The 15,353-nt window shown below is 73.0% G+C and carries 15 protein-coding genes and 2 riboswitches; of the genes, 6 read left to right on the forward strand and 9 right to left on the reverse strand.

Going from position 1 to position 15,353, the window contains the following annotated elements:
• Positions 1-117: 117 nt before the first annotated feature.
• The 7 genes from AC1DZA_RS14745 to AC1DZA_RS14775 all read right to left on the reverse strand — a co-directional run bounded on the left by AC1DZA_RS14745 (position 118) and on the right by AC1DZA_RS14775 (position 7,206).
• Positions 118-270: a hypothetical protein gene (locus AC1DZA_RS14745; RefSeq protein WP_476773294.1), complete on the reverse strand. Its 153-nt coding sequence runs from the start codon at positions 268-270 to the stop codon at positions 118-120.
• Positions 267-1,412 (reverse strand): cysteine desulfurase family protein, encoded by a 1,146-nt coding sequence (locus tag AC1DZA_RS14750; RefSeq protein WP_476773295.1) that lies wholly within the window; start codon positions 1,410-1,412, stop codon positions 267-269. Before AC1DZA_RS14750 ends, AC1DZA_RS14745 begins: the two co-directional genes overlap by 4 nt.
• Positions 1,409-2,299, reverse strand: coding sequence for a carboxylating nicotinate-nucleotide diphosphorylase (gene nadC / locus AC1DZA_RS14755; protein ID WP_476773296.1), 891 nt, complete (start codon positions 2,297-2,299; stop codon positions 1,409-1,411). The genes AC1DZA_RS14750 and nadC overlap by 4 nt, the downstream gene beginning before the upstream one ends.
• Positions 2,299-3,948 (reverse strand): L-aspartate oxidase, encoded by a 1,650-nt coding sequence (gene nadB, locus AC1DZA_RS14760; protein ID WP_476763563.1) that lies wholly within the window; start codon positions 3,946-3,948, stop codon positions 2,299-2,301. Before nadB ends, nadC begins: the two co-directional genes overlap by 1 nt.
• A gap of 2 nt (positions 3,949-3,950) precedes the next feature.
• The gene (gene nadA / locus AC1DZA_RS14765) at positions 3,951-5,303 is read right to left on the reverse strand and encodes a quinolinate synthase NadA (RefSeq protein ID WP_476773297.1); all 1,353 of its coding nucleotides are present in this window, start codon (positions 5,301-5,303) and stop codon (positions 3,951-3,953) included.
• Positions 5,300-6,028 carry an NUDIX hydrolase gene (locus AC1DZA_RS14770; protein WP_476762799.1) on the reverse strand — a complete coding sequence of 243 codons (729 nt, stop codon included), beginning with the start codon at positions 6,026-6,028 and terminating at the stop codon, positions 5,300-5,302. The genes nadA and AC1DZA_RS14770 overlap by 4 nt, the downstream gene beginning before the upstream one ends.
• Positions 6,029-6,261: 233 nt before the next feature.
• The gene (locus tag AC1DZA_RS14775; protein WP_476773298.1) at positions 6,262-7,206 is read right to left on the reverse strand and encodes an endonuclease domain-containing protein; all 945 of its coding nucleotides are present in this window, start codon (positions 7,204-7,206) and stop codon (positions 6,262-6,264) included.
• Between the two features lie 221 nt (positions 7,207-7,427).
• Positions 7,428-7,531, forward strand: a riboswitch (glycine riboswitch).
• Positions 7,532-7,639: riboswitch (glycine riboswitch) on the forward strand.
• 44 nt (positions 7,640-7,683) lie between these two features.
• Here AC1DZA_RS14775 and gcvT point away from each other — a divergent pair.
• From gcvT to AC1DZA_RS14800, 5 genes are all read left to right on the forward strand, one after another.
• The gene (gene gcvT / locus AC1DZA_RS14780; protein ID WP_476773299.1) at positions 7,684-8,874 is read left to right on the forward strand and encodes a glycine cleavage system aminomethyltransferase GcvT; all 1,191 of its coding nucleotides are present in this window, start codon (positions 7,684-7,686) and stop codon (positions 8,872-8,874) included.
• Positions 8,875-8,961: 87 nt separating this feature from the next.
• Positions 8,962-9,333: a glycine cleavage system protein GcvH gene (gene gcvH, locus AC1DZA_RS14785; protein ID WP_476773300.1), complete on the forward strand. Its 372-nt coding sequence runs from the start codon at positions 8,962-8,964 to the stop codon at positions 9,331-9,333.
• Between the two features lie 14 nt (positions 9,334-9,347).
• The gene (gene gcvP / locus AC1DZA_RS14790; RefSeq protein ID WP_476773301.1) at positions 9,348-12,239 is read left to right on the forward strand and encodes an aminomethyl-transferring glycine dehydrogenase; all 2,892 of its coding nucleotides are present in this window, start codon (positions 9,348-9,350) and stop codon (positions 12,237-12,239) included.
• 140 nt (positions 12,240-12,379) lie between these two features.
• Positions 12,380-12,886, forward strand: coding sequence for a sigma-70 family RNA polymerase sigma factor (locus tag AC1DZA_RS14795; RefSeq protein WP_476773302.1), 507 nt, complete (start codon positions 12,380-12,382; stop codon positions 12,884-12,886).
• On the forward strand, positions 12,883-13,599 hold the full coding sequence (locus AC1DZA_RS14800; protein ID WP_476773303.1) for an anti-sigma factor family protein: 717 nt from the start codon (positions 12,883-12,885) through the stop codon (positions 13,597-13,599). Before AC1DZA_RS14795 ends, AC1DZA_RS14800 begins: the two co-directional genes overlap by 4 nt.
• Positions 13,600-13,680: 81 nt before the next feature.
• On the opposite strand, the gene AC1DZA_RS14805 is transcribed toward AC1DZA_RS14800, so the two are convergent.
• Complete coding sequence (locus AC1DZA_RS14805) at positions 13,681-13,872, reverse strand: hypothetical protein (protein ID WP_476762532.1); 192 nt, start codon at positions 13,870-13,872, stop codon at positions 13,681-13,683.
• Positions 13,873-14,010: 138 nt separating this feature from the next.
• On the opposite strand from AC1DZA_RS14805, the gene AC1DZA_RS14810 reads away from it, so the two are divergent.
• Positions 14,011-14,466, forward strand: coding sequence for a hypothetical protein (locus AC1DZA_RS14810; RefSeq protein ID WP_309979838.1), 456 nt, complete (start codon positions 14,011-14,013; stop codon positions 14,464-14,466).
• On the opposite strand, the gene AC1DZA_RS14815 is transcribed toward AC1DZA_RS14810, so the two are convergent.
• Positions 14,418-15,176: a CPBP family intramembrane glutamic endopeptidase gene (locus tag AC1DZA_RS14815; RefSeq protein ID WP_309979837.1), complete on the reverse strand. Its 759-nt coding sequence runs from the start codon at positions 15,174-15,176 to the stop codon at positions 14,418-14,420. The genes AC1DZA_RS14810 and AC1DZA_RS14815 overlap by 49 nt on opposite strands.
• Positions 15,177-15,353: the final 177 nt, after the last annotated feature.

The following is a 15,353-nucleotide window of genomic DNA, read 5'->3' on the forward strand; positions in this document are numbered from 1 at the left end:
GCGCAGAGCGGCGCCGGGGGGAGTTGCGTCGAATGTGTGTGTCAACCTGCGTCGGACGACGCACTATTCCCGATCGGCGAGATGGATCGGAACGTATGAATCGTGCGGCGCGGCGGGCTACGGAGCGGGCGAGGGACCGTCGGTCGGAGTGGGCTCGGGGAGCCAGCCCTCGAGCTGCTCCTCTTCGGGAGCGACCTCGTCTTCGACCCGCTTCTCGCCGACCTCGAGATCGGCGTCGTCGTCTGCGGGAATGGCACTTGGATCGGTCATGACTCCACGATATTGCGGACCGCTGACACTGCGCGGGCGACCGCGGCCGCAGCGTCCGCGATCTCGTCGGCCGTCGTCTCGGCGCCCAGCGTGAATCGCACGGCCGTCTGCGCGAGGTCGGCCGGGATGCCGATCGCCGTGAGCACATGCGACGGCTCGTCGCTCCCCGCGGCACACGCCGACCCGCTGGAGCAGACCACCCCGTCGCGCTCGAGCTCGAGCAGCACCGCTTCGCCGCTGGTGCCCGGGAAGACGAACGACACCGTCCCGGGCAGTCGCCGCACGGGGTCGCCGGTCAGCACGGCGCCCGGCACCGCGGCGACGACGCGTGCGGCGAGGTCGGCGCCCAGCCCGCCGACGCGGGTCGCGGCATCCGCCCGCTCGGCCTCGGCGAGCCGCAGCGCGGTGGCGAACGCGACGGCGCCCGCAACGTTCTCGGTGCCCGAGCGACGTCCGCGCTCCTGTCCGCCGCCGTGCAGCACCGGCTCCAGCGGGATCCGCCCGCGCACGATGAGCGCGCCCGTGCCCTTCGGCGCGCCGACCTTGTGCCCGGCGAGCGAGAGGGCGTCGGCGCCCAGCCCGTCGAGCCCGAGGGGAAGCCAGCCGGCCGCCTGCACGGCATCCGTGTGCATGAGCGCACCGGCGGCATGGGCGACCGTGGCGAGCTCGGCGACGGGCTGCACGGTGCCGATCTCGTTGTTCGCGAGCTGCACGGAGACGAGCGTCGTGTCGTCGCGGATGCGTCGGGCGAGCGCCGCGGGATGGACGGAGCCGTGCTCGTCGACCTCGAGCATCTCCACGGTGAAGCCGTGCACGCGGGCCAGGTACGCGGCCGACTCGAGCACCGCCTCGTGCTCGATCGGGGACACGAGCACGTGGCGGCCGCGCGGGTTCGCGAGCGCCATGCCCTTCACCGCGAAATTGTCGGCCTCGGTGCCGCCGCCCGTGAAGACGACGTCCCCCGGGCGGACGCCGACCACGGCGGCCACCTCCGCACGGGCCGCCGCGAGTGCACGCGCGGCCTCGTCGCCGAGCCCGTGCCGGCTCGACGGATTGCCGAACGACCCCGTGAGGTACGGCCACATCGCCTCGAGCGCCTCCCGGCGCACGGGCGTCGTCGCGGCGTGGTCGAGGAAGATCACGGCGCCGCCCCCGAGGCATCCGACGCCGCCGCCGACGCCGAGATCACCACGTCGAGCCCGAGGTCGAGGGCTCGCGCCGAGTGCGTGAGCGCGCCCACCGAGATGACGTCGACGCCGGTCGCCGCGATCGCCGCGACCGTGTCGAGCGAGACCCCGCCAGATGCCTCGACGACCGCTCGACCGGCGATCCGCTGCACGCCCGTGTGCAGGTCGTCGAGCGAGAAGTTGTCGAGCATGATCGTGTCGGCGCCCCCGGCGAGCACGGCGTCGAGCTGGTCGAGCCGGTCGACCTCGACCTCCAGGTGGGCGGTGTGCGGCATCCGCTCGCGCGCCTCGCGCAGCGCCGTCGCGAGGTCGCGGCCCCCGGCGGTCAGTACCGCGAGGTGGTTGTCCTTCGCCATGATCGCGTCCGAGAGCGAGCGGCGGTGGTTGCGGCCGCCCCCGTCCCGCACGGCCTGGCGCTCGAGGCTGCGCAGGCCGGGCGTGGTCTTCCGGGTGTCCACGATGCGCGCGCCCGTGCCCGCGATGGCGGCGACGTAGCGTGCAGTGAGGGCCGCGACGCCCGACATGCGCTGCACCAGGTTGAGGCCGACGCGCTCGGCGGTGAGGATGCCGCGGGCGGGCCCCTGCACGCGGGCGAGCACCGCTCCCGTGTCGAACGCGTCGCCGTCGGCGGCGAGCGCTTCGACGACGATGCGGGGGTCCACGAGCCGGAACGCCGCGGCGAACACGTCGATGCCGCTGAGCACGCCCGGCTCACGGGCGACGAGGTCGGCCGCGGCCGTGGCATCCGCGGGGATCAGGGTCTCGCTCGTGAGGTCGCCCCAGGGCGCGTCCTCGTCGAGCGCGGCCGTGACGATGCGGTCGATCTCGCGGCGGTCGGTCATCAGGCGGCCTCCTCGAAGGCGGTGCGTGCGGCGGCGTGCGCCGTCGCGTGGGAATCGCGAGCCGACGTGGCGCCGATGCCGGCGGCATCCGCGGCGGTCGCCGGGTCATCCGTGCGGAAGTGCGCGCCGACGCTCTCGGTACGCGCCAGCGCCGCGGCCACGGTGAGCCGCGCGAGGTCGAGCAGGTTGCGGTCCTCGGCCGAGCGGCGGTCGAGCCCGTCGGGTGCGCGCCAGGCGTCGAGCCGAGCGGATGCCGCGGCCAGGCCTGCCGCGTCGCGCTCGAGTCCGACGTGCTCCCACATGAGGGCCTGGAGTTCCTGCCGGTCCACGACCTCCTGCGCCGAAATGGAGGAAGAATCGGCCGACACGCCGCGGCCGACAGCGGGGCGGCCGGTGTGTCGCGCCGGAGTTCCTGCGAATGGGACCCGAGACGGCGCCGCTGACGCACTGGGGGCGGTCGGGGAGGCGGTCGCGGCATCCGGCCAGGCGTCGTCGAGCGAGCGCGCGGCCCGGTCGGCGAACACCGCCGCCTCGAGCAGCGAGTTCGACGCGAGCCGGTTGGCGCCGTGCACACCGGTGCGTGCGGTCTCGCCGACGGCCCACAGCCCCGGCAGGCTGGTGCGGCCGTCGAGGTCGGTCGCCACGCCGCCCATGGCGTAGTGCGCCGCGGGCGTCACCGGCACGGGCTCGCGTCCCCACGCGAAGCCGGCCGCGCGGCAGGCGGCGTCGAGGCTCGGGAACCGATGCGCGAGGAACTCCGCACCGAGCGCCGTGGCGTCGAGGAGCACGGGCTCGCCATCCTGCTCGGCCACGCGCCGCCACACCGCGCGCGCGACCACGTCCCGGGGTGCGAGCTCGGCACGGGGATCGACGTCGAGCATGAACCGTTCGCCGTCGCGGTCGCGGAGCACCGCGCCCTCGCCGCGCACGGCCTCGGAGATGAGCGGAGTGCCGGGCGCCGCGAGCGCGGTGGGGTGGAACTGCACGAATTCGAGGTCGGCCACCGCAGCGCCGGCGCGCCAGGCGGCGGCCACGCCGTCGCCCGTCGCCACGTCGGGGTTCGTCGTATACCGGTAGAGGCATCCACTGCCGCCGGTCGCGAGCACGACCGCGTCGGCGGCGAGGTCGACGACGGTTCCGGATGCCGCGAGCACGCGGGCCCCGACGGCCCGCCCTTCGCGCACCAGCAGGTCGGCGAGCATCGTGCCCTCGTGGATCCGCACGGCCCGGCGCCGGACCGTGGCGACCAGAGCCGACTCGATCGCCGCCCCGGTCGCGTCACCGCCGGCGTGCAGGATGCGCGCGCGGGAATGCGCCGCCTCGAGCCCGCGTTCGAGGCCCGACTCGCCGCGATCGAACGCCACCCCGAACCGGATCAGGTCGCGCACGCGAGCGGGCCCCTCGTCGCAGAGCACGTGCACGGCCGCGGGATCGGAGAGGCCGGCGCCCGCGGCGATGGTGTCGTCGTAGTGACGCTCGGCCGAGTCGTCGGGGAACAGCGCCGCGGCGATCCCGCCCTGCGCGTGCCTGGTGTTGCCGTCGGCCAGCTCGGCCTTCGTGACGAGCTCGACGGTGTGCCCGGCGTCGGCGGCTTTCACTGCGGTCCAGAGGCCCGCGATTCCGCCGCCGACGACCAGCACGTGCGCCATGGTCAGGCTCCCGTCACCGCTGGGGCCGGCGGCTTCGCGGCGAGCATCCGCTCGAGCGCGAGTCGGGCCGGGTCGGCGACCGCCTCGGGCACCGTGATGCGGTTCACCACGCGACCCGCGACGAGTTCCTCCAGCACCCAGGCGAGGTAGCCGGGGTGGATGCGGTACATCGTCGAGCAGGGGCAGACCACCGGGTCGAGGCAGAAGATCTCGTGCTGCGGGTACTCCGCCGCCAGCCGCTGCACGAGGTTGATCTCGGTGCCGATCGCGAACGTCGAGCCCGCGGGGGCGGCCTGGATGGCCTTCACGATGAAGTCCGTCGAACCCGCGGCATCCGCTGCATCGACGACCGCCATCGGGCACTCGGGGTGCACGATGACCTGCACGCCGGGGTGCGTCTCGCGTGCGGTGGCGATCTGGTCGACCGTGAACCGCTTGTGCACCGAGCAGAAGCCGTGCCACAGGATGACGCGTGCGTCCTCGAGTTCGCCCGCCGTGCTGCCGCCGAGCGCCTTGCGCGGGTTCCACATCGGCATCTGCTCGAGCGGCACGCCCATGGCCTTCGCGGTGTTGCGGCCGAGGTGCTGGTCGGGGAAGAACAGCACGCGCCGCCCGCGCTCGAACGCCCACTCGAGCACCGTGCGCGCGTTCGACGAGGTGCAGACGATGCCGCCGTGGCGGCCCACGAAGCCCTTCAGCGCCGCCGAGGAGTTCATGTAGGTGACGGGGATCACCGGGACGCGACCGTCGGCGTCGGCGGCGTCGAGGTCGCCGTACACGTCGGCGAGCTGCTCCCAGCACTCCTCCACGCTCGACTCGTCGGCCATGTCGGCCATCGAGCACCCGGCGGCGAGGTTCGGCAGGATCACGGCCTGCTCGGGAGTGGAGAGCAGGTCGGCGGTCTCGGCCATGAAGTGCACGCCGCAGAACACGATCGCCTCGGCGTCGGGACGGGTGAGCGCCGCGTTGGCGAGCTGGAATGAGTCCCCCACGAAGTCGGCGTGCTCGATCACCTCGTCGCGCTGGTAGAAGTGGCCGAGCACGACGACGCGGTCGCCGAGCGTCGCCTTCGCGGCGCGGATGCGGTCGTGCAGCTCGGCGTCGCTCGCCTCGCGGTACTCGGCGGGAAGCTGGCCCTGGCGCGGCGACCCGGTGGGGATGACGTCGCCCATCGACGAGCCGGGTCCGTACCCGGCGGGGCCGGCGTCGAACTCCCACGGGCCCTTCGCCAGCTCGGGCGCGCAGGCGGCGCCCGACGCCGCGCCGGTCGTGATGAGCCGGATGGTGCGATCGACGGATGCCGCCGCGCGCGTCGCGCCCGCGTCGCGGACGGGGGGAGGAGGTGCGATGGTCATGGGTTCGTCCTCTGCAGTGCGGGTGGTGCGGTGATGGCGGGGGCAACGGATGCCGCGGGGCCGGCGCCCGTGTCGAAGCGGTAGAGCGCGGGCGGGCGATGCGGCGTGCCCGCGAGGCGTCGGCCCGTGTCGACGAGCGTGCCGGAGGCCTCCATGGTGCGGCGGAAGTTCGCCGGGTCGAGCCGGCGGCGCAGCACGGCCTCGTGCACGCCCCGCAACTCGGCCATGGTGAAGGTGTCGCCGAGCAGCGCGTGCGCGATGCGGGAGTACTGCAGCTTGGTGCGCAGCCGCCAGAGCGCGTAGTCGATGATCTGGCGGTGGTCGAACGCGAGGTCGGGCAGCGCGTCCTCGTCGAACCACTGCACGTTCTCGTCCGAGACGGCGCGCTCGACCTCGTCGGAGTGCACGAGCGCCCAGTACACGACCGACACCACCCGCTCGTCGGGGGAGCGGTCGGGGGCGCCGAACGTGTACAGCTGCTCGAGGTAGCGCGGGGCCAGCCCGGTGGTCTCGCCGAGCGTGCGCGCGGCCGCCTCGTCGAGCGCCTCATCGACGGGGAGCCAGCCGCCGGGGAGCGCCCAGCGACCCGCGCCGGGTTCGCGGAGGCGTCGCACGAGCGGGATGCGGAGGCTCGGCGAGGCCGCGCCGGCGTCGGGGCTCAGGGCGAAGATGACCGTGGAGACGGCGAGCCGCGCCTGCGCGCCGCGATCGTGCTGCTGCGACATCCGCTGCCCCCTCTCGCCCGACCACCTTAGAGTCAGTGTGACCCGAAGTGCTGGGATCAGCTTACAGTCACGATGACACGAACGCCAATCGTGTGACGCCGCCGGTCGCCGCCGCTCCCGCGGTGCCTCCGCAGTCCACCACCCGAACAGCGAAGCATGGCGTGGTCGTCTGCTGACCCGCCGACTCGGTGGGCGCCGTTGAGCGGATGCCCCGACTGCGACGGAGCCCGGACTCAACGCCCGCCGCGCTCCCGAAGACGGGCGACGACCCGCTCGACCAGCACGGCCGAGAGCCGTCCCTCGGCGTCGGGCACGTCGTTCGCGCTCACGCGCAGGACGAGCCATCCGATGTCCTGCAGGCGCTCGTACCTGGCGATATCGCGGCGGAACTGCTCGGGTGTGCGGTGGTAGTCGCCCTCGTACTCGATCGCGATGCGGGCCTCGGGGTACGCCAGGTCGACCGTCGGCTCGAACGGAGCAAGCCGGGCGTGTTCGACCCGGTGCGCGACGACCGGTTCGGGCAGCCCGTGCGCGACGAGTCGGAGGCGAAGCAGGGTCTCGCGCCGCGAGAGGGGACCGCGTCGCACGTGGCCGAGCGCGTCACGGAGCTTCCCCACGCCGGTGCCCCCACGGCGTAGCGTCACCGCATCCCGGAGCGTCGCGATCGTGGCGGCGGGCGGTCGACCGCCCGCCCCCGCGCGCCCGGTCACGAGGAAGTCGCCCGCGGCGACGAGATCCTCGAGACCGAGCAGGCCCGCCAGTTGACACCAGGTCGTTGCCGCATCCGTCATGCGCATCGTGGCCGTCGCCACCGTTCCGGTCCTGCCGCGGTCGAGCTGGTGGCCGATCACGCCGCGCACTCTCGGCTGCGGATCGCCGGCGAAGACCGAGACGTGCAGCCGGGTGTCCAGTTCCACCCGGCGAGGCAGCGGCACACCGCCCAGGATCGCGGCGGTGGTGTGGCTGAAGAACTGCGTCGGCGGCATCCGCGCTGCATAGGCGGCCGCGAGGTGCTGCACGTCGAGTGGGAGTCCGGCGTGCAAGCGGGCGCCGCGGAATGGGGACCGGAGGTCGGATGCCTCGAGGCGGCGTCGGCTCGCGCCGAGCTCGAGGGCGCTGCGGAGGGCGAAGGCGGGACGCACGGCGAGCTCGGGTGGCAGGGCAGCTGGGCGGCGCATCCCGGAATCGTCGCCCGTGGACGTGCTGCATGTCCCGGATTCTCCACAGGCTGGTCCGCTCGTCCGGACCCGTCTGCGCGGCACCGCAGTCCACCACGCACTCGCCGTGGGTTGCGGGGGTGGCCTGCTGACCCGGCCACCCGGACTCGGCTCAGGGCCCGCGCAGGCGGCATCCGGGAGCGGGTGGGTTAGGATCGGCGTACAACCTCACACCGGGCCATCGACGCATCGCGGGAGAGCCGGGCAGCGCCCACCAGCACTGGCCGGCACCGAAGGAGCAAGCCTCCCCGCCAATCTCTCAGGTCGCACATACCGCGATGACAAGGCCGCTCTGAAAAGTGGATGCCGCGACCGCGGCCTCCCGCCGACGGTGAAAGCCGAGCGCCCCACGGGTGCGACGCGAAGCTCTCAGGCCCATGACAGAGGGGGAGTTCTCAAGCGGCATCCGCCGACCGCCCACGCGACTCTGGAGAACTCGTGACCGACCCCGGAACGACCGACAACGGCACCACCGACACAGGCACCACCGAACGTCGGAGCCCCCTCGACGAGGTGCACCGCGCCGCGGGCGCGAGCTTCACCGACTTCGCCGGATGGCAGATGCCGGTGCGCTACTCCAGCGACCTCGCCGAGCACCACGCCGTGCGCGAGCATGCCGGCCTCTTCGACCTGTCGCACATGGGCGAGATCATCGTGGTCGGCCCCGAGGCCGCCGAGTCGCTCGACTACGCCCTCGCCGGCAAGCTCTCGGCGATCGCGCTGGGCCAGGCCAAGTACTCGCTTCTCCTCGACCGTGACGGGGGCGTCATCGACGACCTGGTGGTGTACCGAACTGGTGAGGACCGCTACATGGTGGTCGCGAACGCGTCGAACCGCGAGGTCGTCGCCGAGGAGCTGCGCGACCGCACCTCGCCGTTCGACACCGAGGTGTTCGACGAGAGCGACGACATCGCGCTCATCGCCCTGCAGGGCCCCGACGCGCTCGAGGTGCTGCAGCAGACGCCGGGCTTCGGCATCCAGGGTCCGGGCAACGACGAGGACGACTTCGTCACCGCCCTTGCGAACCTCAAGTACTACCGGGCGATCGCCGCCGAGTACGAGGGCCAGCCGGTGCTCGTCGCACGCACGGGCTACACCGGCGAGGACGGCTTCGAGCTCTACGTCGCGCCCGACGTGGCGGCACGCATCTGGGACGCCCTGCGCGAGACCGGCGGCTCCCGCGTCGTGCCGTGCGGACTCGCGAGCCGCGACACCCTGCGCCTCGAGGCGGGCATGCCGCTCTACGGCCACGAGCTCGGTCGCGACGTCCTGCCGGTGCAGGCCGGCCTCGGCCGCGTGGTCGCGCTCACGAAGGAGGGCGACTTCGTCGGTCGCACCGCGATCGAGCAGGGCCCGGCGACGGATGCCCCGGTGCTGGTCGGCCTCGCCGCCGAGGGTCGTCGAGCGGCCCGCGCCGACTACGAGGTCTACGACGGTGCGGGCGAGGACGCCACGCGCGTCGGCGTCGTGACGAGCGGCGCCCTGTCGCCGACGCTCGGCCACCCCGTCGCCATGGCGTTCGTCGCGCCCGAGGCCGCCGAGCCCGGCCGCGAGCTCTTCGTCGACGTGCGCGGAACGCGGGTCGCGGCATCCGTCGTCGCCCTGCCCTTCTACAAGCGCCAGGCCTGAGCGGCCGCCCACCGACGCCGCGCGCCCCGACCACCAGCACCAGCCGCACCGCCACCGCCACCGCACCGCCACCGCGAGGAGAATCCCATGACCGACCAGACCGAACTCCAGTACACCGAAGAGCACGAGTGGGTGCTCGTCGAGGGCGACACGCTCACGATCGGCATCACCGACTACGCCGCCGAGAAGCTGGGCGACGTCGTCTACGTCGACCTGCCGGCCGCCGGCACCGCGATCACCTCGGGCAAGGTCGTCGGCGAGATCGAGTCGACGAAGTCGGTCGGCGAGCTGTTCGCGCCCGTCGACGGCGAGGTCGTCGAGGCGAACCAGGCCGTCATCGACGCGCCCGAGCTCGTGAACAGCGACCCGTTCGGCGAGGGGTGGCTCATCAAGGTCACCGCCAGCGCCCTCCCCAAGCTCCTCAGCCACGCCGAGTACCGCGCCCTCGTCGGCGAGTAAGGATCCACCCAGCGATGAACACCTCCTCCGCCTACGACGCCGACGCGTTCGGCCGCCGCCACATCGGCACGACCCCGCACGACCACGAGTGGATGCTGGCCGCCCTCGGCTACGACTCGCTCGACGCGCTCATGACGGCGGCGGTGCCGACGGCGATCCGCATGGGGGAGGTGGTCGACTCGGTGATCCCGCCGGCCGCCACCGAGCGCGAGGCGCTCGCGGAGCTGGCCGCACTGGCGGAGCAGAACGCGGTGCGCACGTCGATGATCGGCCTCGGCTACTTCGGCACGATCACCCCGTCGGTGATCCAGCGCAACGTGCTCGAGAACCCCAGCTGGTACACGGCGTACACGCCCTACCAGCCCGAGATCTCCCAGGGCCGGCTCGAGGCGCTCATCAACTTCCAGACCATGGTCTCCGACCTCACGGGCCTCGACACCGCCAACGCGTCGATGCTCGACGAGGGCACCGCGGTCGTCGAGGGCATGCTGCTCACGCGCCGGGCGTCGAAGTCGGCCTCGAACCGCTTCGTCGTCGACGCGGACGCGCTGCCGCAGACCCATGCGCTGCTCGCGTCTCGTGCCGAGGCCGTGGGCATCGAGCTCGTCGTCGCCGACCTCGACGAGGGCACGGATGTCGCCGCCCTCGGCGAGCACTTCGGGCTCTTCGTGCAGTACCCGGGCGCCTCGGGTCGCGTGTGGAACCCGGCATCCGTCATCGCCGCGTCGAAGGCGCAGGGCGCGCTCGTCGTCGCCGCGGCCGACCTGCTCGCGATGGCGCTCCTCACGAGCCCGGGCGAGCTCGGCGCCGACGTCGCGGTGGGCACGTCGCAGCGCTTCGGCGTGCCGATGGGCTTCGGCGGTCCGCACGCCGGCTACATGGCGGTGCGGAAGGGCCTCGAGCGCCAGCTCCCCGGCCGCCTCGTCGGCGTCTCCCAGGATGCCTCGGGGCACCCCGCCTACCGGCTCAGCCTCCAGGCGCGCGAGCAGCACATCCGCCGCGAGAAGGCGACCTCGAACATCTGCACCGCGCAGGTGCTGCTCGCCGTGATGGCGTCGATGTACGCGGTGTACCACGGGCCCCGCGGCATCCGGCACATCGCCCTCTCAACGGCGGCGAAGGCGAAGGCGCTCGCCGATGCGCTCACCGGCTATGGCCTCACCCTCGCGCACGACGCGTACTTCGACACCGTGCGGGTGCATGTGCCCGGCCTCGCCGCCAACGTCGTCGCCCGCGGACGCGAGCTCGGCCTCAACCTCTGGGAGGCCGACGAGGCCACCGTGCACGTCGCTGTCGACGAGACGACGACCGCCGACGAGCTCTCTCGCGTCGTCGAGGCGTTCGGCTTCGACCCGCGCATCGAGGTTCCCGTGTCGCTGCGCGAGCTCCCCGCGAGCCTGCCCGAGTCGCTGCGCCGCACGAGCTCCTACCTCGAGCATCCCGTGTTCAACACGCACCAGTCCGAGACGCAGATGATGCGCTACCTCAAGCAGCTCGCCGACCGCGACTACGCGCTCGACCGCGGCATGATCCCGCTCGGCTCGTGCACCATGAAGCTCAACGCGGCCACCGAGATGCAGTCGGTCACGTGGCCCGAGTTCGCGAACCTGCACCCCTTCGCCCCCGAGGCCGATGTCGAGGGCACGCTCTCGCTCATCGAGCAGCTCGAGAACTGGCTCGCCGAGGTCACGGGCTACGACACCGTGTCGCTGCAGCCGAACGCCGGCAGCCAGGGCGAGCTCGCGGGCCTCCTCGCGATCCGCGGCTACCACCGCGCCAACGGCGACCTGGATCGCGACCTCTGCCTCATCCCCTCCAGCGCGCACGGCACGAACGCGGCCTCCGCCGTGCTCGCCGGCATGCGCGTGGTCGTCGTGGCCTGCGACGAGCTCGGCAACGTCGACCTCGACGACCTGCGGGCGAAGATCGCCGAGCACGCCGACCGCATCGCCGCGCTCATGATCACCTACCCGTCGACGCACGGCGTCTACGAGCACGAGGTGAAGCAGATCACGCAGGCCGTGCACGACGCCGGCGGCCAGGTCTACGTCGACGGCGCCAACCTGAACGCGCTGCTCGGCTTCGCCCGGTTCGGCGACTTCGGCGGCGACGTCTCGCACCTCAACCTGCACAAGACCTTCTGCATCCCACACGGCGGCGGCGGGCCCGGCGTCGGACCGGTCGCGGCCAAGGCGCACCTCGCGCCCTACCTGCCCGGGCACCCGCTCGCGCAGCGCGCCGACCACTCGGGCGGCGTCACCCACGACGGCGGGCCGGTCTCGGCCGCGCCGTACGGCAGCCCGTCGATCCTGCCGATCTCGTGGGCGTACGTGCGCATGATGGGGTCCGAGGGCCTCAAGCAGGCCACCGCCGCGGCCGTGCTCGCGGCGAACTACGTCGCCGCGCGCCTGCGCGACCACTTCCCGGTGCTCTACACGGGCGACAACCACCTCGTCGCCCACGAGTGCATCCTCGACCTGCGTCCGCTCACCGCGGCCACCGGGGTCACCGTCGACGACGTCGCGAAGCGCCTCATCGACTACGGCTTCCACGCGCCGACCATGTCGTTCCCCGTGGCGGGCACGCTCATGGTGGAGCCGACGGAGTCGGAGGACCTCGCCGAGCTCGACCGCTTCGTCGAGGCGATGATCGCGATCAAGGCCGAGGCCGACGCGGTCGGTCGCGGCGAGTGGCCGGTCGAGGACAACCCGCTCCGCAACGCGCCGCACACGGCCGAGTCGGTCATCGCGGGGGAGTGGACGCACCCCTACACGCGCGAGCAGGCGGTGTACCCGGTGCACGCCCTCGTGCGCAACAAGTACTGGGCGCCGGTGCGCCGCATCGACCAGGCTTACGGCGACCGCAACCTCGTGTGCGCCTGCCCGCCGGTCGAGGCGTTCGCGTAGCGAAGCGGAGCGAATGCCGACCGGAGAGTACAGCGGGCCCACGCCGCGACGAAGGAGCGGCGTTCGCATAGCATCGGTCACCTGCCCGCGCGGGTGAACCGAACCCGCCGCGGTCTCGTGGTCACGGCAGGAGGTGACGGATGCCGCTGGAGGACGACCGCAGGCTGGTCGCGCTCTACGACGCCCACGCGCCGTCGATCTGGCGGTACGTGGTGCACCTCACGGGCGACGCCGCCGGAGCCGACGACATCGTGCAGGAGACGCTGCTGCGCGCGTGGCGGAGCCCGCGCATCCTCGCGCAGGAGCCCGCCTCGACGCGGGCGTGGATGTTCACCGTCGCCCGCAACCTCGTGATCGACGAGGCGCGCAGTGCCCGGAGGCGGCATGAGATCGGCGTCGCCGAGACGCCCGAGCGCGGGCTGGGCGACGGCACCGACGCGCTGTTCGAGAGCCTGCTGGTCGAGGAGGCGCTCGCGGGCCTCGACCTCGAGCACCGCGCGGTCATCGTGCACGCCTACTACGGCGGATGCAGCATCGCCGAGGTGGCGCGGCGGCTCTCGATCCCCGAGGGGACGGTGAAGTCGCGGCTGCACTACGGGCTGCGTGCGCTTCGCCTGGCGCTCCAGGAGAAGGGGGTGACGCGATGAACGGCGAACACGAGCGCTACGCCGACTGGGATGCGGCGTACGTGCTGGGCGCGCTGTCGCCGGCCGAGCGCCGCGAGTACGAGGGTCACCTCGAGTCGTGCGACGCATGCCTGCGGTCGGTCGCCGAGCTCGCACCCATGCCCGGTCTTCTCTCCCGACTGACGCCCGAGCGCGCCACGGCACTGCTCGACGCCGAGGCGCCGCCAGCGGCCGCGCCGAAGCCCGAGCTGCTCGACGCCGTTCGGCTCGAAGCGCGCCGCCGCGGCATCCGTCGCCGTCGCCGTGGCTGGGCCGTCGCAACCGTCGCGGCCGCGGCCGTCGTGGTGCTCGCCGCGCTGTTCGTCCCGCTCGCCTTCAGCCGCCCCGCGCCCGGCGGGCAGACGGTCGCATTCGACACCGTCGCCGACGTGCCGGTGACCGCGACCGCGGTGCTCACCCCGGTCGAGTGGGGCACGCGCATCGCCCTCGACTGCACCTACGAGACCGATGCGTCGGATGCCGCGGACGCGCCCGAGGGCGGATGGCCGTACGCCCTCGTGGTGGTGGACCGCGACGGCAATCGCACCCAGGTGTCGAGCTGGCGCGCGATGCCCGGCGCCACCGCGCGGCTCCAGGCGGCCACGGCGGTCGACGTCGAGGACATCTCGTCGCTCGAGATCCGCGGCGTCGAGAGCGCCCGCGTGCTCCTCACGGCGGAGCCCGGCGACGGGTGACCGTTCGCCGCCGCGCCTCGTGCGCGGACGGGGCGACGCGGGTCATGGCGGGCGGCCGGCCGCTCCGTGCTGCGGTCGCGGCTACGCGGGGCGCGGTGCGGCGTGACGCCCGCGCTGCGCGTAGGTCCGGCCGGCGGATGCCGCGACGAGGCCCGTGCGGCGCTCGATCACGCGCCGCTCGGCCTCCCGCACCTCCGCCTCCGTGGTCGCGGTGCGCCGATCCGTGCGGCGTGCGGCGAGGCCCGCCGTGGCGAACGCGTGTGCGAGGCTCATCGTCCCGTTCCCATCCGCGCGATCGTCGATCGACCGCGACGGGACCGATGTTCCCGGCGGCCGGGATCCGCCGGATCCGGGCGGTCCCGATGTCGCACCCCGGGAGTACACTGAGGTTCTCTCGTCTAGGGGGTGCGCATGGTCTCCGCCGATCTCCTCGCAGTGCTCGCCACAGCCGGCTTCATCGGCCTGTTCGTCGGCACGTCGGTCCTCGCCGGGCGCGGTCTCGGGCTCGAGCAACGCGCGGGGCTCCTCGAACGCCGAGATCCGGGCACGGCGGCCGCGCTCCGCCGTGCGCAGTCGATCACCGACTTCGCCAGCGGCACGGTGTTCGGCGACGAGGGCTTCGGCGCCGTGTGCACGCCCAGCCGGAAGAGCTGGCACGACATGGCCCGGGTGCGGGCGACCGACTCCGACCTCCGCGTCGAGGTTCCCGAGGAGACGCTGCCGCCGATGCCGGCCACCGTCGTCGCCCTCGCCCGCAGCGAGCACGTGCCGCAGGCGCCGCGCACGCGGCATCCGTCGACCGACGCGCCGGTCAGGGCTCAGGCGGCGGCGAAGAGCCCCGGCCACCAGCCGACGGCCAGGGGATAGCCCACGAACGACACGATGTCGATGATCCAGTGCGCGATCACGAGCGGCATCGTGCGACCCCACCGTGCGTAGCACCAGCCGAACACGATGCCCATCGCGACGTTGCCGACGAACGGGCCGAAGCCCTGGTAGAGGTGGTAGCTCCCGCGCAGCACCGCGCTCGAGAGGATGGTCGCCCACCGTCCCACGCCGAGTTCCGCGAAGCGCGTGAAGAGGTAGCCGACCACGATGACCTCCTCGGTCAGCGCCGCCTCGAGCGCGCGGAACACGAGGATGGGCACCGTCCACCAGAGCCAGTCGGCCGGTGACGCCTGCACCGCGACGGTGAGGCCGAGCGCCCGCCCGAGCGCATACAGCGCCAGCCCGGGCACGCCGATCACGAGCACCAGCAGCACGCCGGATGCCGCGTCGCGGCCGGGCTGGGTGAAGTCGAGGCCGATGCGGCGGAACGGGCTGCGGCCGGGCTGCCACAGCAGGTAGAGCACGAGCGCCACCGCGAAGAGCCCGAAGAAGACGTCGAGGAACTGGTAGGTGAAGTCGAGCCACTCCCGCGTGGACCGCGACGGATTGAGCGCGACGCTCTGGTCGCCGAGTGCGCGCTCCTCGGTGAGCTTCGCGATCAGCGACACGATCGAGTAGACGGCGGACGCACCGAGCGAGAGCCCGAGGACGATCACGACCTCGATCCGCAGGCGCCATGCAGTGGACATGCGGTAATCCTCGCACGCGCCTCGTGCGCGCAAGAATCATGCGCCCTCACGCGGTTTTACGGCTTCGTGTCACCCGCTACATTGCGCGTCGGTAACGGTTTCCCTCTGGGTTTGCTTCCGTGCAAGCCGCTTCATAGTCTCGATCTACTAGCGCTCCAGTGCGACCAGAAGTCGTGC

It is taken from the genome of Agromyces sp. P2_B3 (assembly GCF_056404815.1).